This window comes from Vogesella lacus (assembly GCF_979366295.1).
This window is the reverse complement of sequence record NZ_CEETQT010000012.1, coordinates 18,213-40,799: the sequence shown is the minus strand read 5'-3', so window position 1 is coordinate 40,799 and position 22,587 is coordinate 18,213. Positions and strand designations below refer to the sequence as shown.

General features: G+C 56.9%; 26 protein-coding genes. 16 read left to right on the top strand and 10 right to left on the bottom strand.

The features are described 5' to 3' along the window. Positions 1 to 38: 38 nt before the first annotated feature. Together ACZ9W6_RS15465 and ACZ9W6_RS15460 are read right to left on the bottom strand one after the other, a co-directional pair. The gene (locus ACZ9W6_RS15465; protein WP_465192072.1) at positions 39 to 635 is read right to left on the bottom strand and encodes an RBBP9/YdeN family alpha/beta hydrolase; all 597 of its coding nucleotides are present in this window, start codon (positions 633 to 635) and stop codon (positions 39 to 41) included. Next, the gene (locus ACZ9W6_RS15460; protein ID WP_465192071.1) at positions 635 to 1,408 is read right to left on the bottom strand and encodes an exodeoxyribonuclease III; all 774 of its coding nucleotides are present in this window, start codon (positions 1,406 to 1,408) and stop codon (positions 635 to 637) included. Before ACZ9W6_RS15460 ends, ACZ9W6_RS15465 begins: the two co-directional genes overlap by 1 nt. A 71-nt stretch (positions 1,409 to 1,479) precedes the next feature. On the opposite strand from ACZ9W6_RS15460, the gene pyrE reads away from it, so the two are divergent. Together pyrE and ACZ9W6_RS15450 are read left to right on the top strand one after the other, a co-directional pair. Further along, a complete protein-coding gene (gene pyrE / locus ACZ9W6_RS15455) occupies positions 1,480 to 2,124 on the top strand; it encodes an orotate phosphoribosyltransferase (protein WP_465192070.1) in 645 nt (214 codons plus the stop codon). Continuing rightward, entirely contained in the window at positions 2,125 to 2,757 is a 633-nt protein-coding gene (locus ACZ9W6_RS15450) for a DUF4124 domain-containing protein (protein WP_465192068.1), read from the top strand. It begins immediately after the preceding gene. A gap of 76 nt (positions 2,758 to 2,833) precedes the next feature. On the opposite strand, the gene ACZ9W6_RS15445 is transcribed toward ACZ9W6_RS15450, so the two are convergent. Genes ACZ9W6_RS15445 through metX form a run of 4 tightly spaced genes read right to left on the bottom strand, consistent with a single transcriptional unit; the run spans position 2,834 to position 6,702 of the window. Continuing rightward, a complete protein-coding gene (locus tag ACZ9W6_RS15445; protein ID WP_465192067.1) occupies positions 2,834 to 3,160 on the bottom strand; it encodes a hypothetical protein in 327 nt (108 codons plus the stop codon). Positions 3,161 to 3,202: 42 nt separating this feature from the next. After that, positions 3,203 to 4,918: an AmpG family muropeptide MFS transporter gene (locus ACZ9W6_RS15440; protein WP_465192066.1), complete on the bottom strand. Its 1,716-nt coding sequence runs from the start codon at positions 4,916 to 4,918 to the stop codon at positions 3,203 to 3,205. A 48-nt stretch (positions 4,919 to 4,966) separates the two neighbouring features. Then, on the bottom strand, positions 4,967 to 5,560 hold the full coding sequence (metW, locus tag ACZ9W6_RS15435; RefSeq protein WP_465192065.1) for a methionine biosynthesis protein MetW: 594 nt from the start codon (positions 5,558 to 5,560) through the stop codon (positions 4,967 to 4,969). Next, positions 5,557 to 6,702 (bottom strand): homoserine O-succinyltransferase MetX, encoded by a 1,146-nt coding sequence (metX, locus tag ACZ9W6_RS15430; protein ID WP_465192064.1) that lies wholly within the window; start codon positions 6,700 to 6,702, stop codon positions 5,557 to 5,559. Before metX ends, metW begins: the two co-directional genes overlap by 4 nt. Positions 6,703 to 6,825: 123 nt before the next feature. Here metX and ACZ9W6_RS15425 point away from each other — a divergent pair, with 123 nt between their 5' ends. The 5 genes from ACZ9W6_RS15425 to ybaK all read left to right on the top strand — a co-directional run bounded on the left by ACZ9W6_RS15425 (position 6,826) and on the right by ybaK (position 9,622). Then, the gene (locus ACZ9W6_RS15425) at positions 6,826 to 7,056 is read left to right on the top strand and encodes a protein MIGRI (RefSeq protein WP_465192063.1); all 231 of its coding nucleotides are present in this window, start codon (positions 6,826 to 6,828) and stop codon (positions 7,054 to 7,056) included. A 13-nt stretch (positions 7,057 to 7,069) separates the two neighbouring features. Further along, entirely contained in the window at positions 7,070 to 7,450 is a 381-nt protein-coding gene (locus ACZ9W6_RS15420; RefSeq protein WP_465192061.1) for a nuclear transport factor 2 family protein, read from the top strand. A 95-nt stretch (positions 7,451 to 7,545) separates the two neighbouring features. Then, entirely contained in the window at positions 7,546 to 8,457 is a 912-nt protein-coding gene (gene msrP, locus ACZ9W6_RS15415; RefSeq protein WP_465192059.1) for a protein-methionine-sulfoxide reductase catalytic subunit MsrP, read from the top strand. Beyond that, positions 8,457 to 9,107 carry a protein-methionine-sulfoxide reductase heme-binding subunit MsrQ gene (locus ACZ9W6_RS15410; RefSeq protein WP_465192058.1) on the top strand — a complete coding sequence of 217 codons (651 nt, stop codon included), beginning with the start codon at positions 8,457 to 8,459 and terminating at the stop codon, positions 9,105 to 9,107. The genes msrP and ACZ9W6_RS15410 overlap by 1 nt, the downstream gene beginning before the upstream one ends. 26 nt (positions 9,108 to 9,133) lie before the next feature. Further along, the gene (gene ybaK / locus ACZ9W6_RS15405; RefSeq protein ID WP_465192057.1) at positions 9,134 to 9,622 is read left to right on the top strand and encodes a Cys-tRNA(Pro) deacylase; all 489 of its coding nucleotides are present in this window, start codon (positions 9,134 to 9,136) and stop codon (positions 9,620 to 9,622) included. Here ybaK and ACZ9W6_RS15400 read toward each other — a convergent pair. Both ACZ9W6_RS15400 and ACZ9W6_RS15395 read right to left on the bottom strand, forming a co-directional pair. Beyond that, positions 9,576 to 10,367, bottom strand: a complete 792-nt coding sequence (locus ACZ9W6_RS15400; protein ID WP_465192056.1) for a substrate-binding periplasmic protein — start codon at positions 10,365 to 10,367, stop codon at positions 9,576 to 9,578. The genes ybaK and ACZ9W6_RS15400 overlap by 47 nt on opposite strands. A 47-nt stretch (positions 10,368 to 10,414) precedes the next feature. Further along, positions 10,415 to 11,626 (bottom strand): multidrug effflux MFS transporter, encoded by a 1,212-nt coding sequence (locus tag ACZ9W6_RS15395; protein WP_465192055.1) that lies wholly within the window; start codon positions 11,624 to 11,626, stop codon positions 10,415 to 10,417. 111 nt (positions 11,627 to 11,737) lie between these two features. Here ACZ9W6_RS15395 and arsC point away from each other — a divergent pair, with 111 nt between their 5' ends. Continuing rightward, positions 11,738 to 12,085 carry an arsenate reductase (glutaredoxin) gene (gene arsC / locus ACZ9W6_RS15390; RefSeq protein WP_465192054.1) on the top strand — a complete coding sequence of 116 codons (348 nt, stop codon included), beginning with the start codon at positions 11,738 to 11,740 and terminating at the stop codon, positions 12,083 to 12,085. A 54-nt stretch (positions 12,086 to 12,139) separates the two neighbouring features. Here arsC and ACZ9W6_RS15385 read toward each other — a convergent pair whose 3' ends face one another. Next, positions 12,140 to 14,500: a penicillin-binding protein 1A gene (locus tag ACZ9W6_RS15385; protein ID WP_465192053.1), complete on the bottom strand. Its 2,361-nt coding sequence runs from the start codon at positions 14,498 to 14,500 to the stop codon at positions 12,140 to 12,142. A gap of 177 nt (positions 14,501 to 14,677) precedes the next feature. Here ACZ9W6_RS15385 and ACZ9W6_RS15380 point away from each other — a divergent pair, with 177 nt between their 5' ends. The 8 genes from ACZ9W6_RS15380 to ACZ9W6_RS15345 all read left to right on the top strand — a co-directional run bounded on the left by ACZ9W6_RS15380 (position 14,678) and on the right by ACZ9W6_RS15345 (position 21,800). After that, complete coding sequence (locus tag ACZ9W6_RS15380; protein ID WP_465192051.1) at positions 14,678 to 15,799, top strand: pilus assembly protein PilM; 1,122 nt, start codon at positions 14,678 to 14,680, stop codon at positions 15,797 to 15,799. 1 nt (position 15,800) lies between these two features. Then, positions 15,801 to 16,373, top strand: coding sequence for a PilN domain-containing protein (locus ACZ9W6_RS15375; protein WP_465192050.1), 573 nt, complete (start codon positions 15,801 to 15,803; stop codon positions 16,371 to 16,373). Next, positions 16,370 to 16,984, top strand: a complete 615-nt coding sequence (locus ACZ9W6_RS15370; RefSeq protein WP_465192049.1) for a type IV pilus inner membrane component PilO — start codon at positions 16,370 to 16,372, stop codon at positions 16,982 to 16,984. Before ACZ9W6_RS15375 ends, ACZ9W6_RS15370 begins: the two co-directional genes overlap by 4 nt. Further along, complete coding sequence (locus ACZ9W6_RS15365) at positions 16,981 to 17,517, top strand: pilus assembly protein PilP (protein WP_465192048.1); 537 nt, start codon at positions 16,981 to 16,983, stop codon at positions 17,515 to 17,517. The genes ACZ9W6_RS15370 and ACZ9W6_RS15365 overlap by 4 nt, the downstream gene beginning before the upstream one ends. Continuing rightward, the gene (pilQ, locus tag ACZ9W6_RS15360) at positions 17,514 to 19,646 is read left to right on the top strand and encodes a type IV pilus secretin PilQ (protein WP_465192047.1); all 2,133 of its coding nucleotides are present in this window, start codon (positions 17,514 to 17,516) and stop codon (positions 19,644 to 19,646) included. Before ACZ9W6_RS15365 ends, pilQ begins: the two co-directional genes overlap by 4 nt. 31 nt (positions 19,647 to 19,677) lie before the next feature. Beyond that, the gene (gene aroK / locus ACZ9W6_RS15355) at positions 19,678 to 20,223 is read left to right on the top strand and encodes a shikimate kinase AroK (RefSeq protein ID WP_465192046.1); all 546 of its coding nucleotides are present in this window, start codon (positions 19,678 to 19,680) and stop codon (positions 20,221 to 20,223) included. Between the two features lie 2 nt (positions 20,224 to 20,225). Next, a complete protein-coding gene (aroB, locus tag ACZ9W6_RS15350) occupies positions 20,226 to 21,320 on the top strand; it encodes a 3-dehydroquinate synthase (RefSeq protein WP_465192045.1) in 1,095 nt (364 codons plus the stop codon). Positions 21,321 to 21,395: 75 nt separating this feature from the next. Further along, positions 21,396 to 21,800, top strand: coding sequence for a type IV pilus assembly protein FimV (locus tag ACZ9W6_RS15345; RefSeq protein WP_465192044.1), 405 nt, complete (start codon positions 21,396 to 21,398; stop codon positions 21,798 to 21,800). Here ACZ9W6_RS15345 and xth read toward each other — a convergent pair. Next, on the bottom strand, positions 21,797 to 22,567 hold the full coding sequence (gene xth, locus ACZ9W6_RS15340) for an exodeoxyribonuclease III (protein ID WP_465192043.1): 771 nt from the start codon (positions 22,565 to 22,567) through the stop codon (positions 21,797 to 21,799). The genes ACZ9W6_RS15345 and xth overlap by 4 nt on opposite strands. Positions 22,568 to 22,587 lie beyond the last annotated feature (20 nt).

The window sequence follows — 22,587 nt, the reverse complement described above, 5'->3', positions numbered from 1 at the left end:
TCCAGCCACAAAAAATGCCGCATTCGCGGCATTTTTTGTTAGTCCAGCATCAGCTGCTGGATCAGCCTTTGCCCGGCCTTCCAGTCGCGCAGGCCGCTATGGCTGCCCATATGACCGGCATTGCCGGCGTCCAGCAGCTTCACGCCCCACGCTGCCGCCATGCGTTCGCTCTCGGCCCAGTCGCAGAACAGGTCATCATGACTGGCCACCATGCGTACCGGCACCGGCAAGCGCAGTTCGCGCAAGCTCTCGAAGCCGGCAAAATCCGGCACGGCGGCACCAGCCGGCAGCTCCCCACTGGCCAGCGCGCGCTCCGGCGTAATCGGCAGGGCCGGAGGCGCCACCAGCAGCAGACCCTTGATCTTCTTCTGCTCGATGAGGCTTGCCTGCCCCAGCCACGCCACTGCGGTATGACAGCCCAGGCTGTGTGCGGCCAACACCACCTTGCCGCTGCAGCGCCGGATGGTTTCGTCGAGCCGCTTCACCCAGGCATCGCGCTGCGGATACAGCCAGTCGTCCTGCTCGGCACGCATGGCCAGCGGGTACAGCACTTCCCAGTAGCTTTGCCAGTGCTGCGGGCCGGAATTGCCCCAGCCCGGTACCGTCACCAGAAACACGTCATCATCATCCAGCATCAGCGGCTCCAGTCGTAGTCCACGGTCAGCGGCGCGTGGTCGGAGAACTTCTCGTCCTTGTAAACGTTGGCCGCACGCGCCTTGGCCATCAGCGCCGGGCTGACGATGTGGTAGTCGATACGCCAGCCCACATCCTTGGCATAGGCCTGGCCGCGATTGCTCCACCAGGTGTAGCCGGGCTGTTCCGGATACAGGCGACGCCACACATCACACCAGCCATCAGCCAGCAACTGCGTCATCCAGGCGCGCTCTTCCGGCAGAAAGCCCGAGTTTTTGAGATTGCCCTTCCAGTTTTTCAGGTCGATCTCGTTGTGGGCGATATTCCAGTCACCGCAGATCACCACCTCGCGGCCCTGTGCGGCCAAGGTGTCCAGATGCGGCTTGAACACGTCAAGAAAGCGGAACTTCACGTCCTGGCGCTCTTCCGAGCTGGAGCCGGACGGCAGATACAGCGAGATCACCGACAGATTGCCGTAATCGAGCTGCAGATAGCGGCCTTCGGCATCGATCCAGTCAACGCCAAGGCCGGTAATCACTTGATCAGGCTCATGTTTGCTGTAGATGCCGACACCGCTGTAGCCCTTCTTCTCGGCATAATGGAAAAAGCCCTTGAGCGGCCCCGGCGCACGCATCAGCGGCGACAGGTCGGCCTCTTGCGCCTTGAGCTCTTGCACGCAGACAAAATCGGCTTCATGTTTGGCCAGCCAGTCAAAAAAGCCCTTCTTGTCAGCAGAGCGAATGCCATTCAGATTGGCAGAAACGATTCGAAGCATGGGGTCTCCCGTGGTATCCTTGCCGCGTTTTTTTCAGCCACGTCAAAGTGTTATTTCAAGAGGTAAGGGAAATGAGCGATTTTCGTCAGGATTTTATTCGTTTTGCGCTGAGCAAGCAGGTATTGCGTTTTGGCTCCTTCGTGACCAAGGCTGGCCGCAACTCGCCCTACTTCTTCAATGCCGGTCACTTCAATGACGGCGAAAGCATTCTACAGGTTGCCCGCTTTTTTGGCCGCTCGATTCAGGATAGCGGCGTTGAGTTTGACATGATTTTCGGGCCGGCCTACAAAGGGATCATCCTTGCTGCTGCCGCATCGATGGCGCTGGCCGAAAACGGCCGCAATGTGCCGTATGCCTACAACCGCAAGGAAGCCAAGGACCACGGCGAAGGCGGCACCTTGGTGGGCGCACCGCTGAAAGGCAAGATCCTGATCATCGACGACGTGATCTCGGCCGGTACCTCGGTACGCGAGTCTGTCGAGTTGATCCGCGCCGCTGGCGCCGAGCCGGCCGGTGTGGCGATCATGATCGACCGCATGGAACGCGGCCAGGGCGAGTTGTCGGCAGTACAGGAAGTCGTGCGCGACTTTGGTATTCCGGTTGTGGCGATTGCCAACCTCAACGACCTGTTGGGTTTCCTTGAAGGCAGCCCGGAGCTGGCAGAAAACCTGGAAGCGACACGTGCTTATCGTGCCCAGTATGGAGTCAACAGCTAAATGAAAACCGCCCTGCCCGTGCTGCTGTGCTGTCTGCCACTGATGTTGCAGGCCGCGCCACTGTACAAGTGGAAAGATGCCAACGGGCGGGTGTTTTACAGTGACTACCCGCCGCCGGTCAGCCAGCCTGGCGGGGTCACCCAGCTTGATCGTCAGGGGCAGGTCATCAAGAAAGGCGAGTCCGCCGAGGAGATCGCCGCCCGCGAGGCGGCCAATCGCGCCAGACTCTCGCAACAGCAACAACAGCTGCAGCAGCAAAGAACTGACATGCTGCTGCAAGAGCGCTATCAGAGCGAACGCGACGTTCTCCGGGATCGCGACAAGCAACTGGCACAACTCGAGCCCGGACTGCGACTGCTGCTTGAGCAGGAGAAAAAGCTGCAAGGCGATATCGGCAAACTCAGGCAGGAAGTTGCCAAAGCAGGCGGCACTAACAGCCGGACAACAGAAGGCCTGCAAAGCCAGCTGCAAGTCCAGCAGGCGATGCTGCGTGAAAACCAGCAACAGCAAAAGATACGCCGCGCCGAAATCAGCACCATCCAGCAACAGGCTGAACTGACCAGCCAGCGCTTGCGTCAACTCAAGGGGCTGACCGCCTCTGCGCCGGCAGCAAAGGCCCCTGCGGCACAATAGCCACACACATTCGGCCGGCTATCCGACGCGAACCCTGTCGCCCTGCAGGCTTGCAGCCATCAAATCAAACTGGGGCTCAGGGTTTGGCATCGCGTTGTTGCCACACCTGCATCAACACCTGCTGCGCCTGTTGCATCGCATTCTCGGCCTCGACCAGCGCACGATCGGCATTCTGTGCGGCCAACTGTGCCTGTGCCAGTTGCTGCTGCAACTGGGCAAGCCGTTGCTCGGCCTGCTGACGTGCCTCATCAGCTTGCTGTTTCTGGCGCTGAGCCTGCTGCAGACGGCTATCCGCCTGCTGATAGGCCATCTGTGCGGCCAACAGCATCTGCTCTACCGTCTGCGCCTGTGCCACGCCGATTGTCAGTACGCCACACAGAGCTACCGCCATGAGCTTGACCATTTTTCCTCCGTTTTGCCGGGGCTTATCGCCCCGGCTCATTCATCAATCATCCAGCGCGCCGGCAAACTTCGGCACATCAAGTGCCGCCACCCGCGCCCGCAAATGCCACAGCATATACAAGCCCGGCAAAGCCATCACCGTCGAGAACAGGAAGAACGACGGCCAGCCTATGCTTTCGGTCAGTACACCGGCCATTGGCCCTACCCAGACACGGCCGATGGCCGCAAAAGCAGACAGCAGCGCAAACTGGGTCGCAGTGAACTTCTGGTTACACAGCGCCATCAGGAAGGCAACAAAAGCCGCCGTGCCCATACCGCCAGACAGGTTCTCGATAGCCACCGCAAACAGCAACAGGTAATCGACCTGTGATGCCTCTTTCAGTTGCACGATCAGCCAGTCGAAGGCCGGCATTTCAAAGCCGCCCCACGCGCCCTTGCCCTCGACCGCCACCAGCCAGAAGCCAAGGTTGGACACCAGCTGCAACACGCCAAACAGCATCAGCGAACGATACAGGCCCAGCCGCATCATCAGCGCACCACCAAGCAAGGCACCAACGATGGTCAGCCAGATACCGATCACCTTGTTGACCACGCCGATTTCAGCCTGGGCAAAGCCTACGCCCTTGAGCAGGAAGGTGGTTGTCAGCGCACCGGCGAAGGCATCGCCAAGTTTGTAGAGGATGATCAGCGCGAGGAAAGCGCCGGCCGCCTCCATGCTGAAATAATTGCCCAGCGAGCGATTCAGCGTTTCAAATCGCGCCAGTTTGGCCGCCCACCACGCCAGCGGCAGGGTGAAGGCTACGCCCATCAGCAAAGACAGCAAGTCAGCCCAGCGCTTCTTGTTCGGATTGTCCTTTTTACCTTCATCCTTCTTGGCCTCTGCCGGTTTGGCATCAGCCGGCTTGCTGTCGGCCGGCTTGGCTTCTGCAGGTTTGATCTCGGCAGGCTTGGCGACAACAGCCGTTGCCGGCGCAGAGTTGGCCGCAGGCGCCGCCGGCGCTTCTGCCACCGGCGGGAACAGCGGCGTAACGATGCTGTCGGCCAGCGGCGTCGCGACACGGGTAGTGAACTGGTAACCGATCACCACCGCGATCAGCAGCGCGGCAAAGCCCATCAGGTCGTTGCGTGCCTCGCTTTGCGGGGCAACATTGTTCTTGGGCACGGCTGGTACCAGCAGCAGCGAGATCACCGCCGCCACCAGCATGATGCCGGCCATTACCTGATAAACCGTGTTCCAGTTCCAGCCATTGCCGTTTACCGGATCGGCCCACACCATGGCGATACCGCCAGACAGGATCATCGCCAGACGATAGCCGAAGACGCCGAGCGAAGACGCCATGCCGCGCTCTTCCGGTGCCACCACATCAGTACGGTAAGCATCAATCACCACGTCTTGCGAGGCCGACAGGAAGGCAATCAGCACCGCCAGCAAGGCAAAGGCCTGTACATCCTGAGCCGGCGACACGCCTGACATCGCAAACAGCGTGGCGGCCAAGCCCAGCTGGGTCAACACCAGCCAACCACGACGACGGCCGAGAAACGGCGGCTCGAAGCGGTCCATCAACGGTGCCCACAAGAATTTGAAGGTATACGGCAAGCCCACCAGACTCAGAAAGCCGATGGTGGCGATGTCGATGCCATCCACCGTCAGCCACGCCTGCATTGCCGTACCCGACAAGGCCAGCGGCAAACCGCTGGCAAAGCCGAGTATCCAGATCATCAGCAGGCGCCAGGCACCGTGCTGTCTAAAATCCGCCATTGAAACATCCCCCAAGATTTTTATGCTGCCGCCTGCTGGCGGCCGCTGTTATTTGCCGACGCGGTAAAACGCCAGACTGCCCCGCAGATTCGGCAGGAAGTTGACCGGCTTGCCGCCCGTCATCACCACCCGCTGCAGGATGCGGATGCCGTTCTTGGCGCACAGTGCCTCAAAGTCACCCAGCATGCACCAGTGGATATTCGGTGTGTTGTACCACTGGTAAGGCATATCGTCGGAAACCGGCATATGGCCTTGCAGGATCTGCAGGCGGTTTTGCCAGTAGCCGAAATTGGGGAAGGTCACGATTGCCTCGCGGCCAACCCGCAGCATTTCATTCAGGATCTCTTCGGTGTGACGCATGGCCTGAATGGTCTGCGACAGCACCACATGATCGAAACGCTGGTCGCCAAACTCGGCAAGACCGGCCTCGAGGTCACCCTGAATCGCATTGACGCCGGCGGCAGTACAGCGCACCACATTGGCGACGTCAAAGTCCACGCCGTAACCGGCAACACGCTTGTTGGCCTGCAGCCAGGCCAAGAGCTGGCCGTCGCCGCAACCGAGGTCGAGCACGCGGCTGTCAGGCTTGATCCACTCGGCAATACACTGCAGGTCAGCGCGCAAAGTCAGGTTCTGGCTCATGCGTTCACCTCCGCAGCAACACGATCAAGATAGGCATACATCAGGTCTACATAAGGCTGGTCCAGCATCAGGAAGGCATCGTGGCCGTGCACCGACTCGATCTCGCCGTAGCTCACGCGCTTGCCGGCGGCAATCAGTGCCTTCACCAGCTCGCGCGAACGCTCGGGCGAGAAACGCCAGTCACTGGTGAAGCTCGCCACCAGGAAATTGGCACTGGCTTTTTGCAGCGCCGTCACCAGATCGCCGCCGTAATCCTTGGCTGGGTCGAAATAATCGAGCGCCTTGGTCATCAGCAGATAGGTGTTGGCATCGAAATAATCGGAAAACTTGTCGCCCTGATAGCGCAGATAGCTCTCGATCTCGAATTCGACATCAAAACCGAATTTGTACTCGCCCGAACGCAGCATGCGGCCGAATTTCTCGCCCATACCGTCATCCGACAGATAGGTGATATGGCCAAGCATGCGTGCCAACCGCAGGCCGCGCCGCGGCACCGTACCTTGCGCGTAAAAGTCGCCGCCGCAGAAATCCGGATCAGTAATGATGGCCTGACGCGCGACATCATTAAACGCAATATTCTGTGCCGACAACTTGGGGGCCGAGGCGATCACCAGCGCATTGGCCACGCGCTCGGGGTAGTCGATGCTCCACTGCAGCGCCTGCATGCCGCCCAGCGAGCCGCCGATCACCGCCGCCCAGCGTTCGATGCCGAGGCGGTCAGCCAGACGGGCCTGTGCGGTGACCCAATCGGGCACGGTCACCACCGGGAAGCGCGAGCCCCAGGGTTGGCCGCAAGACTCATCGATACTCGACGGGCCGCTACTGCCATGACAGCCGCCCAGATTATTGACGCCGACCACAAAGAACCGATCCGTATCGATAGGCTTGCCGGGGCCGACCATATTGTCCCACCAGCCGGCGGCTTTTTCGTCGACGTGATGACGGCCGGCTACATGATGGTGGCCGGACAGGGCATGACAAATCAGGATGGCATTGCTGCCGGCCGCATTCAGCGTGCCGTAGGTTTCGAATGCCAGACGGTAGGCAGAAAGCTCCTGCCCGCATTTCAATAAAAGCGGCGTGGAAAAATCCGCATGCTGTGCGGACACGATTCCGACTGAGCCGGGTGTTTTTCGGGACATAAATGCCTCTATATTGCTGGCCATCGGGTGCTTTATGGCGGTCTTTGCGACTCTGCTTCACCCGCTTATCAAGGCTGCTCCTGGTAAGCAGCAAGCTTAACGTGCTGCTGGCCGCTTGCACAGATGGCCAAGCGCCCGAATAATCATTCTTTTGCCATTTTCTGCCTGCCCATCATGATCGGTCGCCTGTTTCGCCTGTTCCTGCTGTTTACCGTGCTGATCATGCTGCTGCGCTGGCTGTTCAACCGCGACCAACGCCAGACGCTGCACCAGTTTGTCAGCACACTGGCCATCGCCCTCCTGGTCAGCTCCATCCTCATGGCGGTGCTGATCTGGTTTGGCGTGCATATCTGAATCAGGACCAAGCATGCACCCTGTCCTGCCCTTGCTGATAGCACTGGAGCGCGAGCTGCAAGGCACGCCAGCACAATCACGCGTTGCCACACTCTTGCACCCCGAGTTTCGCGAGTTCGGCTATTCCGGCAAACAGTACGACCTGGCGGGTGCGCTGGCGCTGTTTCCGCCGGATGGCGAGCTTGCCGTGGCTGCACCCGATATTCACAGCCAGGACTTCTGCGCCACCGAGCTGGCAAACGGGCTGATCCAGCTTTGCTACCTGAGCTGCCATCTGGCCGCTGACGGCAGCAGCCACCGCCACGCCAGACGCAGCTCGCTGTGGCAGTGGCATGAAGAGCGCTGGCGCATGCGCTTTCACCAGGCCACGCCCTGCCCGCCCTTCCGCAGCTAGCCACAACTTGCGGCCAACCTTGCCACTTGCTACAACTCGGCTGTCAGATTTGCCGGCCAGCGCCGACCAAGGCGTATACCTGCAAGGAGTTTGCCATGTTGATCCAGCGTGCCCGCGACATCCTGTCGTCCGAAATCACCCCCGAGTCGGTTTACCTCAACCGTCGCCAGTTCATGCTGGGCAGTGCCGGTCTGCTGTTGCCGGTCGCCGGCATTGCCGCCCTGCCCAAGGCCGGCAAGAGCCCGTACTCGACCAGCGAAAAGGCCAACAGCCTGCAGGAAATCAGCAGCTACAACAATTACTACGAGTTCGGCGTCGGCAAGGATGAACCCGCAGTCAACGCGCAGCGACTGAAAACCAGCCCGTGGCAAATTACGGTGGCAGGCGAAGTCGGCAAACCACGCACTTTCGGGCTGGAGGAGCTGCTGAAATTCCCGCTGGAAGAACGCATCTACCGCCTGCGCTGTGTGGAGGGCTGGAGCATGGTGATTCCGTGGATAGGCATTCCACTGGCCAGCCTGTTGAAACAGGTGGCGCCGAATTCGCGTGCCAAATATGTCGCCTTCGAAACCGCCCTACGTCCCGGCGAAATGCCTGGCGTCGCACGCCGAGTGCTTGACTGGCCCTACCGTGAAGGCCTGCGCATAGACGAGGCGATGCATCCGCTGACCATTCTCGCGGTCGGCCTGTACGGCGATATGCTGCCGAAACAGAACGGCGCACCGGTGCGCCTCGTCGTACCGTGGAAATACGGCTTCAAGAGCATCAAGTCGATCAGCCGCATCACCCTGACCGAAAAACAGCCGCCGACCAGCTGGAATATGGCCAATGCACAGGAGTACGGTTTCTATTCAAACGTGAACCCAGAAGTGGATCATCCGCGCTGGAGCCAGGCCAGCGAGCGACGTATCGGCGAATTCTTCAAGCGCAAGACGCTGATATTCAATGGCTATGGCGAGCAAGTCGCCGGCCTGTATCGCGGCCTTGATTTGCGGAAGAACTACTGATGCTGACTACCCTCTCGCTGCCGCGTCTGGCAGCCAAGCTGGTGCGGCCAACGGCTGGCCAGATTGACTGGCTGAAACGACTGTTGTTCTTGCTGTGCCTGTTGCCGCTGACGTTTACGGCGTGGCAGGTCGCCGCCGGCCACAGCGTCAACCCGGTGGAAACTATGACCCGCGCCAGTGGCGAGTGGGCGCTGAAGATGTTGTGGCTGACGCTGGCACTCACGCCGCTGCGCATTCTTGGCGCGCCGGGCTGGATTTTGCGCCTGCGCCGCATGCTGGGGCTGTATGCGTTTTTCTACGCCAGCTTGCATCTGGCGATTTATCTGTGGCTGGACCAGTTTTTTGACTGGCAAGGCATTGTCCACGACATCATGAAACGGCCTTTCATCACCGTCGGCTTTGCTGCCTTCGTGCTGATGTTGCCGCTGGCGGTTACCTCCACCGATGGCTGGCTGCGCCGGCTCAAACGCAACTGGGGCAAGCTGCATCGTCTGGTCTACCCGCTGGCCATTCTTGCCGCTACCCATTACTGGTGGCTGGTGAAGCGCGATATCCGCGAACCGGCGATCTATGCCGCGATACTGGCGCTGCTGCTGTGCCTGCGCTTGTGGCAACGCTTGCGGCCAACCTTGGCATCCGGCGTAAAATAGCGCTTTTGCAAGATATCGAGATCGGCATGTCCAAGGAAAAAGCGCCGGTGACCCAGGCGATTCGCGTACTGCGCGAACACAAGGTGGCCTATAGCGAACACCTCTACAAATACGAAGAAAAAGGCGGCACCCGCGTGTCCTCGCGCGAGCTGGGCGTGGATGAGCACGCAGTGATCAAGACGCTGGTGATGGAAGACGAAAACCGCAAGCCGCTGATCGTACTGATGCATGGCGATTGCGAAGTCGGCACCGGCATGCTGGCCAAGCAGATCGGCGCCAAGAAGATCAACCCTTGTGATGCCAAGACCGCCGACAAGCACAGCGGCTATCAGGTCGGCGGCACCAGTCCTTTCGGCACCCGCACCGCCATGCCGGTGTACATGGAAGAAAGCATCGCCGCCCTGCCGCGCATTTATATCAACGGCGGCAAGCGCGGCTTTCTGATCGGCATGGACCCGCAGGACTTGCTCAGGGTATTAGCACCCGTGCCGGTTCAGGCGGCGGTGGCAGATTGATCGTCTGCATGCTGGCCCGCTTCAGCCCGTCAAGGCTGCCATTGGCCGTCAGCCGGGCAATCGCGGCATTGATACGCTGAAGCAGCTGCGCACTTTCCGGATAGTGGCGGGACACCAGCAGTGACAGTTCGGCAGCATGCTCCAGCGGATAGGGATAGCTGGCAAAGCTGGCTGATTCCTTGCCGTATTGCCGCTGAATCAGGTACCAGCCCTGATAGTAATTGAGCAGGGCGACATCACCGCGACCATGCTTCAGCAGACGTAATTGCTGCGCTTCATCGTTGGCAAACAGCAAAGGAATGCGCGCGCGGGCAAAGGCCGGCTCATACCAGTACCCCTTGGCTGAAGTTACCCGCAAGCCGGCAAGATCGGCGATGCTGTGCAGCTCGGGCAAGCTTGGCCGCAAGGGCCGGTAATAAAACAGATAGCTGGCACCCGCCGGCAGGAATGCCGTGGAAAAGTCGAAAGCCTTGTCGCGCTCTGGCGTTTTCAGATAGGGGAAAGCGGCAAACACTTCGCCCTGTCTGACCATCGCTTCGGCTCGCGGCCAACTCTCCAGCTTGATCTGCAACTCGAGCCCGGCCTCGGCCAGCACCTTGCGCACCAGCACAGTGCTGGCCCCCTGCCCCGGCAAGTCTGCCGAGACATACGGTGGCCACTCCCCGCTGACCAGCAACAAAGGCTGAGCCTGCAAACGCAGGGAAAACAGCCCTGTCAGCAGCAGAATCCAGTACCAGATGCGCATTGCCCGCTCCGGAAGTCAGCACTTCCTGAGTTATGGCAAAGCGTCTGTTAACTCGCCAGTTTTCTGCGATCCAGCCGGTAGCGGTAATAAGTGCGCAGGACGAAACCAAGCAAGAGGAAGCCGGCCATGGTCAGCGTCAGATTCTGTACCGAGCCCCACACCAGCGGAGCCACCACCCCGGCCAGCAGGGTCGACATCATGGTCTGGATAAAACCCTGCACCGACGACACCGTGCCACGCAGATGCGGAAACTGGTCCATCAGCACAATGGTAATGGCCGGCGCGGCCAACGACATGCCCGTGGTGTAGAGCGCCAGTGGCAATACCGCCCACGGCAGCGCCGCATGACTGGTATAGGCCTGCAACAGGTTGGCCGCAGCCGCAACAAACATGATCACATAGGCCACATTGACCTGTTCGCGCGCGCTGAAATGGCCAGCCAGACGACCGGACAGAAAAGCGCCCAGCATGATGCCGCTAACCGCCGGGCCGAACATCCAGATAAAGCCGTTATGTCCCAGCCCCAGATGCTGCATGACGAACACCGGTGCCGACGGGATATAGACAAAGAAACCGGCAAAGTTGAAGGACACCGCCCAGGCCAGCAGTTGGAAGTCACCCTTCTTGGCGACTTCCAGATAGTTTTTCAGCAATTGTCGCCAGGCAAACGGCGAACGCGACTCGGGCGCGTGGGTTTCTGGCATCACTCGCCAGCAAGCCAGAAACAGCACCAGCCCCAGCACCGCCATGAAGACAAAGATCGAACGCCAGCCAAAAGCGCCAAACAGCAGGCCGCCAATAATGGGCGCAACCGCCGGTGACAGCGAGAACAGCATGGTGACCTGCGACATCATGCGCTGGGCATCCGCGCCGGCAAAACGGTCCCGGATAATGGCGCGGCCAACCACCAACCCCGCCCCGCCGCACAGACCCTGCACACCACGGAAGAACAACAAGGTGCCAAGATTCGGCGCCAGTGCACAACCGACCGAAGCAATCGCGAACACCACCAGCGTCACCAGCACCACCGGCCGGCGGCCAACGGCATCAGAAATGGCACCGTGCCACAGCATCATCAGGCCATAGCAGAACAGATAAATGGAAAGTGCCTGCTGGATCTCGATCGGCGTGGCATCAAGCGCGCGACCGATCTCGCCCATGGCTGGCAGAAAGGTATCAATGGAGAATGGCCCGAGGGTGGCCAGCGCCGCCAGTAACAGCGCCAAGGCACCATGCTGGCGACGGAAGGATTGCGACATGGTAGCGGCATTCATTTCAGGATAAGCTGTTTACCATAGCAGCAAAACAACAGACTGGCGAACAACAGTCTGTTCAACAACAAGACCATATTGGCAGAAAGCACCCCGTACATGATCCATTTTTATCACAACCCGCGCTGTTCCAAATCCCGCGAAGCACTAAAGCTGCTGCAAGACCGTCAGGCCGATATCCAGGTCATCGAATACTTGAAAACCCCGCCATCCGATAGCGAGCTGCAACAGCTGCAGCAGGCACTGGGCCTGCCGCTGCGCGAGATGATGCGCCGCAAGGAAGACGATTATCAGCGCCTGCATCTGGATGATGTGACGCTGGAGGACAAGCACCTGCGTCAGGCTCTGCTGGATTATCCGCATCTGCTGGAGCGCCCGATTGCCGAACAGAATGGCAAGGCCGTGATTGGCCGCCCGCCGGAGAATGTGCTCGCCCTGCTTGCTTGAGCGGCACTTGCCAAAACAAACAGGCCGCTTGCGCGGCCTGTTTGTTTTTGACGATCAGAACAGCAGTTCTCTGACGTTTTCGGTGACATCCTGTGCCGGTGCAACCGGCTCACTGCTGGCCTCTGCCGTTTCCGGGGCATCACTACCCGGCACCTTGCCGGAATTATTGATCCGCAGCTCCGGATTAGTACGCTGGAACTCCTCCAGATAGTACTCATCGCTGCCACGAAGGCCCGCACCCTGACGCACGGCAATGCCGGGCGGAATCGGCAACTCGATATCCGGCACACCTTTCAGTGCCTGATTCATGTAGTTGATCCAGATCGGCAAAGCTGCGGTACCGCCATAGCCATAACGCCCAAGACTGCGCGGCTGGTCAAAACCGACCCAGGTAATGGCAACCAGATTCGGATTGAAACCGGCAAACCAGGCATCACGGAAATCATTGGTAGTACCGGTCTTGCCTGCCAGATCGCGACGACCCAGCACCATGGCACGGTTGGCAGTACCCACCCGTACAACATCCTTCAGCATGCTGCTCACGATAAAGGCATTGCGCGGATCAATCGCTTGCGGGGCATTCTGACCGGCAACATTGGGTACCGTGCGGGCAAGCAGGCGGGAGTTGAAGTCTTCGATACGGTCAATGAAATAGGCCTTGGTACGATAGCCGCCATTGGCAAATACGGCATAGCCTTCTGCCATATCCAGTGGTGTCGCGGTACCGGCCCCCAGCGCCATGGTCAGATACGCCGGGATATTCTGTGGCTGGAAGCCGAATCTGCCGACGTATTGCTGAGCATAGTCGGTACCGATGGCCATCAGGATACGGATGGATACCAGGTTTTTCGACGATGCCAGGGCGCGGCGCACACTGATCATGCCCGAATAACGATTGTCATCGTTTTTCGGCTCCCAACGTTGGCCGCCGATGGTTTCCGGGTCTACCCAGATCGGTGCATCGTTGATCATGGTAGACGGCGTAATGCCACGCTCGATACCGGCCGAGTAAACAAAAGGCTTGAAGGTGGAGCCGGGCTGACGAATAGCCTGGGTCACATGGTTGAAGTTGCTGCGGTTGAAGTCAAAACCGCCAACCAGCGAGCGAATGGCACCATTTTTCGGATCAAGCGAAACGAATGCACCTTCTACCTGAGGCATCTGCACGATGCTGGCACCCTTGTCGCCCTCGATTACCCGCACTACGGCGCCGCGACGGATGCGTTGCGCCGGGGTTACCCGTTCGGACAAGGCACTGCGTGCGAATGCCAGCCCCTGACCCGAGATATCGATCTTGCGCCCGCCGCGCAGATAAACCTGAACCCGGCCAGCCGAGGCCTGCAAGACGATTGCCGGCTGCATGGTGCCACTGTCGCGCAACTCGGACAGAGCCTCGTCCAGCATTTCATCCAACTCGCCCTCGGCAGCCTTTTCCAGATCCACAAAGGACTCGGGACCACGATAACTCTGGCGACGGTCGTAATCCATCAGGCCGGCTCGCATGGCATCGAACGCCCACTGCTGGTGCTGGCTATCGATCGTGGTATAGACACGGAAGCCTTCGGTGTAGGCTTTGTCCTTATAGCGTTCGTACATGGCCTGGCGGACCATTTCCGCCACATACTGCGCAGGCAGCGTGCTGTCCAGATTGCGCGTAGCCAGGCGCATAGGCTCGGCCAGCGCTGCATCCAGCTGCTCTTTGCTGATGAACTTCAGCTCATGCATGCGACGCAGCACATATTGCTGACGCAGCTTGGCGCGCTGCGGATTTACGACAGGGTTGTAACTGGATGGTGCCTTGGGCAAACCCGCCAGCATCGCCATTTCTGCAACAGTCAGTTGCTCGAGCGGACGGCCATAGTAAGCTTGTGCCGCCGCAGAAAAACCGTAAGCACGCTGACCGAGATAGATCTGGTTGAAATACAGCTCCAGAATCTGGTCTTTACTCAGGGTATGTTCGATCTTGAAAGAAAGCAGCGCTTCGTTAAACTTTCTGGTAAAAGTCTTTTCACTGGACAGGAAGAAGTTCTTGGCGACCTGCATGGTGATCGTACTCGCGCCCGAATGGGCACGGCCAGAGACGACGTTACCTACGGCAGCACGCATCACGCCGATGTAATCAACACCGCCATGCTGGTAGAAACGTTCATCCTCCGCGGCCAGTACTGCCTGCTTCATCAGCTGTGGCACATTGTCGATACGGACAAAGGAACGGCGCTCTTCGCCGAACTCACCAATCAAAACCTTGTCCTGGGTATAAACCCGCAACGGAATTTTCGGGCGATAATCGGTGAGAATATCCAGATCCGGCAAACGTGGATAAGTCAGCAGAATGGCAATGATCAACAAGCCCGCCAGCAGGATTGCCGCGCCGGTGATGATGCCGGCTGAAATGCTCAGGATTCGTGACAGCATGATGATGAGATTGAACTTACCGCCGGGTGAAAAGAAAACGCATTATACCTTTTTCGACTCTGGCCGATATGCAGATACGACACGTTAGCTAGCCAAGCCAGCTACAATAAGAAAACTAACCCTTGCATGACAGGAGGTTGGCCGCAATCGTTTATCACACGATTGCGGCCAATAATAATGTTCGAAAAGAAGAACGGATTGGATCTTGAGGGCCTCAAACAGTCACTGCGCCGCTTTATCCCGGGGCAGGAGCATGCCATTCTTGGCATGGACATCAGTTCGACTGCAGTCAAGATTGTCGAGCTCGGTGCCAATGGCCACTCCCCGCATCTTGAACGCTACATTATTCACCCTCTTCCCAAAGACGCTGTCAATGAAGGCAGTATCCAGAATATGGAAGCTGTCGCTGACGCCATTCGTGCTGCCAGAAAAAAACTGGGCTCATCAGCCAAACGCGTGACGCTGGCCCTGCCTACTTCCATGGCCATTTACAAGAAAGTCCTCGTCCCGGCGGCACACAATAGTGATGACCTGGAAATTCATATCGAGAATGAAGCAAACCAATACATTCCATTCCCGTTGGAAGAAGTCAACCTCGATTACCAAGTCCTCGGCCCATCACAAATCAACGCCAATGACCTCGACGTCATGATCTGCGCTGCCAGAAAAGAAAAAGTCGAAGAGCGAGTTGCCGTCGCCGAAATGGCAGGGCTTAAAGTCGACATCATGGATATCGATGCCTTTGCCATGCTTACATCGTTCGAGCAGATCCAGCAGCAGCTACCCGATCAGGGCATGAACCAGACTTTTGCCTTGTTCGACATTGGCGCCACCAGCATTCACTGCTCGGTAATCAGAAATAACCAGCAGCTTTACTACCGCGAACAGGCATTTGGTGGTGCACAGCTGACTCGGGATATCCAGCGCCGCTATGGCTACTCTCATGAAGAGGCCGAGTCAGGAAAGCGCACAATGTCGCTGCCAGAAGGTTACGAGTACGAGTTGCTACACCCCTTTGTGGACTCTCTAGCTCAGGAGATTCAACGCGCGCTCCAGTTCTTCTACACATCGGTCAGCCTGTCACAATACCTGCGGGTTGATTACATTCTGCTAGCAGGTGGCTGCAGCATGCTGGCGGGGCTTGATGATGCCGTCCTTGCCAGAACGCAGATCAGCACCATGATTGCCAACCCCTTCACCACCATGACGCACTCCAGCTCCATCGATCTGAAAGAGCTGCTACTGGATGCACCTTCATTATTAGTGGCATGCGGCCTCGCACTGCGGAGGTTTGACTGACATGTTGCGCATCAATCTGCTGCCCCATCGTGAAATCAAACGGGCCAAACACCGTCAGCGATTCCAGTCATTACTGGTTGCCTCCGTGTTAACCGCTCTTCTGATGACATACGCCGGATATAGCTATCACGTTGCACTGCTAGAGGAGCAACAAGCAAGAAACCAGCAACTACAAGACGCCATCAATACACTCAACTCCAAACTATCGAATGTTGAAAATTTACGAAACCGTCGTAATGCCCTGCTTGAGCGCAAACGGCTGGTAGAGCAACTTCAATACAGCCGTACCGAAGCAATTCAAGTCATGGATCACCTTCGTCATGTCTTGCCGGAAGGCGTGTTCATCAAAGACTTCAGGCAGTCTGGAAACTCCATCTCTATCAGTGGAACCGCACTCTCGAGCGCCCGTATCTCGGCATTTATGAGAAATCTGAATGAATCTGAAGTATTTACCGCCCCGGTATTGATAGAAGTAAAGTCAACTATTGTCGATCGCGTGCGCGCCAATGATTTCAGTATGAATATCAACTTGAAACCGCCCGCTGCAAATCAAAATGGGGAGGCTCCGCAATGACACTTGATGAGCTCCGCAGCGTTGACTTCAAGGACTTGCCTAATCTGACACTCAAAGTACAGATGATCAGCTTGGCACTCATGCTGTTACTGATTCTGATTGCGGCGCAATTTCTCTTATTCTCCGGTCAGCAAGATGAGCTCTCGGCACTTGAGCAGCAAGAGGTGCAGCTGCGGGAACAGTTTCTGGACAAGAAAAAACAAGCCAACAATCTGGCTGCACTTGAGGCACAGCTAACCCAGATCGAATCTTCATTTGGCACGCTCCTGAAGCAGCTACCATCTCGCTCCGAAATGGATGCCTTGCTGACCGAAATCAACCAGGCTGGCATAGGCCGCGGCCTGCAATTCGAACTATTCCGCCCCGGTTCCGAAATTCCAAACGAACAAATGGCGACTCTGCCAATCCAGATCAGGCTTAGTGGTAGCTATGAAGAGCTATCGACATTTGTACATGATGTTTCGCGACTATCACGAATCGTCACCATCCACGACATATCGCTAACCCCCGCAGGCAAAGCCGGCGAGGACAAGTTAGTCATGATGGCAACGGCCCGAACCTACCGCTCGCTGGATGCCAATGAGCAAACTGCAAAAGTGGGCGCTCAATGAAAAAAGCATTCGCCTGCCTGCTGTGCATCAGCAGCCTTACATTGACAGGCTGCCTGGGTGGCCCGGAAAAAGAAGACTTGGGACAATGGATGCAGAGCTCATCAGCAGGGCTCCACGGAAAAGTAGAACCACTGCCTGAGCTACTAGCCTATCAGCCATATGACATACAATATGCATCTGCCGGATCACCATTTGCCCCCCAGCGCCTGGAAGAGGCAAGAAAAAAGGCACAGGGCAACAGACCTAATACCAATCGTGTTCGAGAACTCCTCGAGAACTACGAGCTGAACCAGATCAGACTCACCGGCACAATTAAACAGAACCAGCAGTACTTCGGTCTGATACAAACCCCGGATGGCGCCATCTATCGAGTCAAACCCGGCAACTATATCGGCCCCAATTTTGGTGTAGTCAAACGCATAACAGAAACCGAACTGGTGCTTGAAGAAACCGTCGAAGACATTAATGGTGAATGGATTCAACAGGAAACATCGTTGTATCTGCTGCAGCAAGATCAAGGACAAAAACCGTGAAAAAGAACAGCCTGACAAAACTGAGCTTCAGCATCCTGACAGCATTCATGCCTCTGTGCGTTTTGGCCAGCAATAACATCACCGCAATCGAGTTGCAGGGCAGCGATCCGGACAATCAGACTCTGGCTATTACTTTTGATCAACCGCCTTCGGAGCCAAGCAGTTTCTCGATCAGCAATCCTCCTAGGATTGCCTACGATTTCAAGGAAACAAGGAATCAGACCGGCAAGTCTCAGCTGCAATTTGCCAATTCACAACTGCAAAGTGCCACGATCGTAGAGAGTGTTGATCGCGCCCGCCTGATATTGAATCTCAACAAGAGCATTGCGCACAAGGCTACGATCAGCAATAACCAGCTGCTGATTAATCTGGGAAACCCTGCCAGAGCTGACACAGCTATCGCCAGCTCCAAGGTATCGGCCCCGATCGAAAAACCCTCTCCATCCGTTATTCAAGCCAGTACGCCTCTGGGCGGCATGATTCGGAATGTGGAATTCAGACGTGGTGCCAAAGGCGAGGCCCGCATTGTCATTGATACGCCTAGCGACAGCACACCTTCCGAGATTAAACGTGAAGGCAACAACCTGGTAGTTAATCTGTCAGGAGTAAATCTGCCCAGACATCTCGAACGCAGACTTGACGTCACCGACTTTGCCACCCCGGCCAGCCGAGTGGATGCCACCAATCAAGGTAGCAATAGCCTGATTACCATCCAGTCTGCCGGTAATTGGGAATTTTCGTCTTATCAGACAAACAAGCAGCTGGTCATCGAAGTTCGTACCATTACCGATCAGGAAGCAGAAGCCAACCTTCAAGCACAAGGCAAGAGCAGCTACAAGGGCGAGCGACTGTCGCTTAACTTCCAGACAGTGGAAGTACGCTCTCTCTTGCAGGTAATTGCCGAATTTACCGGGCTCAACATTATTACCAGTGATAGCGTCAGCGGCACACTCACCTTGCGCCTTAACGATGTGCCATGGGATCAGGCTCTCGATCTGATTCTGGAACAGAAGAATCTGGAAAAACGCGCCGTGGGCAATGTGATCAGAATTGCCCCTCGCAATGAAATCATCGAAATTGAAAAACAAGCCGCGGAAGCCCGCAAACAGAAAGTTAATGCAGAGCCGGTCATCACAGAAACAGTCACGATCAAATACCGCGCTGCAGAAGAAATCAAGGCTGCAATACAAGATCTGACCCGAAGGGTTACCGAGCGTACGACTGCCGGCGATACAACCACAACCAACAGCAATGACTCTGCCATTCTGGTGGACTCACGCTCCAACCGGCTGATCATTCGTGAGCGGGTTTCCGTATTGGAGGAAATCAGGCGTGTAATCGAGATTCTCGATGTACCACTACGTCAGGTACTCATAGAGGCACGAATTGTCGAAGCCAAAGATAACTTCCAGCGTGACTTGGGCGTGAAGCTTGGCGTCACCAAGCTTGGCGGCGACACTGCCATCGGTAACTGGAGCCAGCTCGGCACGGGCATGCCAGTGCCAGGAACTGGCACACAACTCCCGATTCCGACAACCTGGGCACCTAACGTCAATCTGCCAGCCTCTTTAGGTGGTGGGGCAATTGGCGCCATTTTCAAGAATACCAGCACGCTGATAGGACTCGAGCTGTCAGCCATGCAGGCCGAAGACCAAGGCAAGATCGTTTCAAGCCCGCGCATTCTGACTGCCGACCGCACCAAGGCCATGATTACCGAAGGTACTGAGATCCCTTATCAAAGCGTTGACGATAACGGCAAAGCATCGACCACCTTCAAGAAGGCCAACCTGAGCCTCGCTGTCACGCCACAGGTGACCCCGGAGGACGATATCATCATGGATCTTGATATCTCGAAAGACACACCCAATACCAAGCTGACACTGAGTGCAGGCCCAGCCATCGACAACAAGACGGTAAAGACCCAGGTAAGGGTTGAGAATGGTGGCACAGTCGTGATTGGTGGCATTTACGTACAAGACCAGAACAATGTCGAAAACAAGATTCCTCTTCTTGGCGACATCCCGGTGCTTGGCCACCTTTTCCGTAATAAGTCTGTCAGCAATAACCGTCGGGAGCTGCTGATTTTCATCACGCCGCGCATCGTCGAGAACGAGCTGATTGGCCGCTAATGACAGGACAGCACCTGGCTATTCATTTACAATGCCCAGCATGAAATTTGCAGGCAATATCTATCTGATCGGGCTAATGGGGGCGGGCAAAACAACGGTTGGCCGCACCTTGGCAAGGCATTTCGGCAAACAGTTCTACGACTCGGATCATGAAATCGAGAAGAGAACCGGCGTGCGGATTACCACCATCTTTGATATCGAAGGCGAGCACCGCTTTCGCGAACGCGAACGCGATACCATCGCCGAACTCTGCCAGATGCCGAATATTGTCCTCGCAACAGGTGGCGGCGCTATTCTTGCAGCCGAAAATCGTGAGTGGTTAAAAAGAACTGGCACAGTCATCTATCTGCGAGCCAGGATTGACGACATCCTGGCCAGAACCCAGCACGATAAAAGCCGCCCCCTGCTGCAAACGGCCGACCCCCGCGGCAAGCTTGAACAACTCTTCACGATCCGTGACCCTCTTTATCGGGAGGCTGCGGATCTGGTCGTTGATACCTCCAATCAAAATATCAATATCCTGGTAAATCGGCTGGAGCGTCAGCTGGCAGATTTCCAGCACAATAAGCCTGCATAGCCATGAGAACACTGGACCTCGTACTGCCTGATACTCGCTACCCCATTCATATCGGCCAGCAACTGCTGACAGATGCCAGTCTTATCACCCCTCATCTCAAACAATCGAATGTTGCGATTGTCACCAACACCACCGTTTCCGCACTCTATCTCGAACCGCTGATGCAGACGCTGCAAGCTGCCGGCATCAATTGCCTGCCTGTCGTACTGCCGGATGGTGAGGATTTCAAGACCTGGGAAACACTCAACAGTATTTTTGACAGCCTGCTGAAAAATCGGGCCGAGCGTGGCATTACCCTGATTGCGCTCGGTGGTGGTGTGATCGGTGATATGACTGGCTTTGCCGCTGCCTGCTACCAACGCGGCGTCCCCTTCATCCAGATTCCGACCACCCTGCTTGCACAAGTTGACTCGTCAGTCGGCGGCAAGACTGCGATCAACCACCCGCAAGGCAAAAACATGATCGGGGCGTTCTATCAGCCCAAAGCGGTGATCGCCGATATGGATCTGCTGGACACCCTGTCGCCACGAGAACTCTCGGCTGGCCTCGCAGAGGTGATCAAATACGGCCTGCTGGGTGACAGACGGTTCATCGACTGGCTTGAAGAGAACATGGCTGCACTGCGTCGTCGCGACAAGACTGCGCTGGCGTATGCCGTGGAACACTCGTGCAAGATGAAGGCGGAAATCGTTTCCCAGGATGAAAAAGAATCCGGCGTTCGCGCCTTGCTGAATCTGGGACACACATTCGGCCATGCGATCGAGGCTGGTCTCGGCTATGGCACCTGGCTACATGGCGAGGCCGTCGGTATCGGCATGCTGCTTGCGGCCAAGGCATCGCAATTGTCCGGCTGGTTAAGCCCGGCCGATGTCGACAGGGTTGCCAACTTGCTGGTGATGGCCGGCTTGCCCTGCAAGGCCCCGGATCTTGGCGAACAGCGCTGGGTCGACCTCATGAGCCATGACAAGAAAGTAGTACAAGGAGAAATCCGCTTCGTTCTGCTCGAGAGCCTTGGTCATGCTGTTGTCGCAAAACTACCGCCAGCAATACTCAGCGCAACGCTGAACTCGGAATTTATCGATAAGTCTGCGGATTGATACTTAAGCATTTCTACGGATTGAGACATCTGCGCAGCTTGCCGACAATGTAGATACCTAATCAGGGGGATCAACATGTTACGCATGCTCGCAGATGTAGCCAAAGCCGTTGGCAAAATTCCGTCCGCTAACGAAGTGGTATTCAAGCTTCGTTTCACACCTGCCCACAAGCGCAATATTGATCCGGTTGGCGAAGCCGAGGTCTATCTGTTTTACCAGCAATACGCCAAAGCCGAGCACGTCCTGCAAAAAGCCCTGCAGGACCAGCCTGACAATCTGGATGCCAAGCTGCTTCTGCTACAGATTCATGTACGCACAGGCGCAACACAGGCTTATTGCGATCTGGCTGGCCAGCTGCAATCCGAAATCATCCATACCCGTTACTGGCAGCAAGTTTGCAAGGATGGCCATGCACTGGCCCCTGACCATCCCTTGTTTTCGCGCCAATTCGACATGCTGGGCTCGACCACCCGGCACTAGGCCAGTGTCAGCATCACCGGGGTGTGGTCGGATGGACGCTCCCATTTACGCGGCAGCTTGTCGATGATGCAGGCTTGAGCCTTGGGCTTGAGCAGGTCCGAGATCAGGATGTGATCGATCCGGACGCCGAGATTCCGGCGGAACATCATGCCGCGATAGTCCCACCAGGTGAATTGCTTCTCTTCCTGATTAAACAAACGGAAGCTGTCATGCAAACCCAGTGACAGCAAGTCGGCAAAGACCTGGCGTTCCGGTGTACTGCAAAGCACCTGCTCACGCCAGCCTTCCGGGTCATAAACGTCACGGTCCTCAGGTGCAATATTGTAATCGCCCAATAGTGCCAGCGCCGGATGTGCCGCCAACTGATCACGCACATAGCCATACAATGCGGCCAACCATTGCAGCTTGTACTGGTACTTCGGCGAGTCGACCGCCTCACCATTCACAAAATAGGCACAGATGACGCGGACGCCATCAACGGTAGCCGCAATCACCCTGCGCTGCTCATCCGCATAGCCCGGAATCCCCTGCTGGACATCGGTCACCTGGCAACCGTTTTTGACCAGAATCGCCACCCCGTTATAGGTTTTCTGGCCAAACCAGAATGGCTGATAACCCGCCGCTTCAATTTCGGCCACCGGAAAGTTCGGCTGGTCGAGCTTCAGCTCTTGCAGACACAAGACCTCAACCGGATTGTCACTCAGCCATTGCAAAACCTGCGGCAAGCGTACTTTCAGAGAATTGACGTTCCAGGTAACCAGGCGCATTTACACATTCCTCAATATCA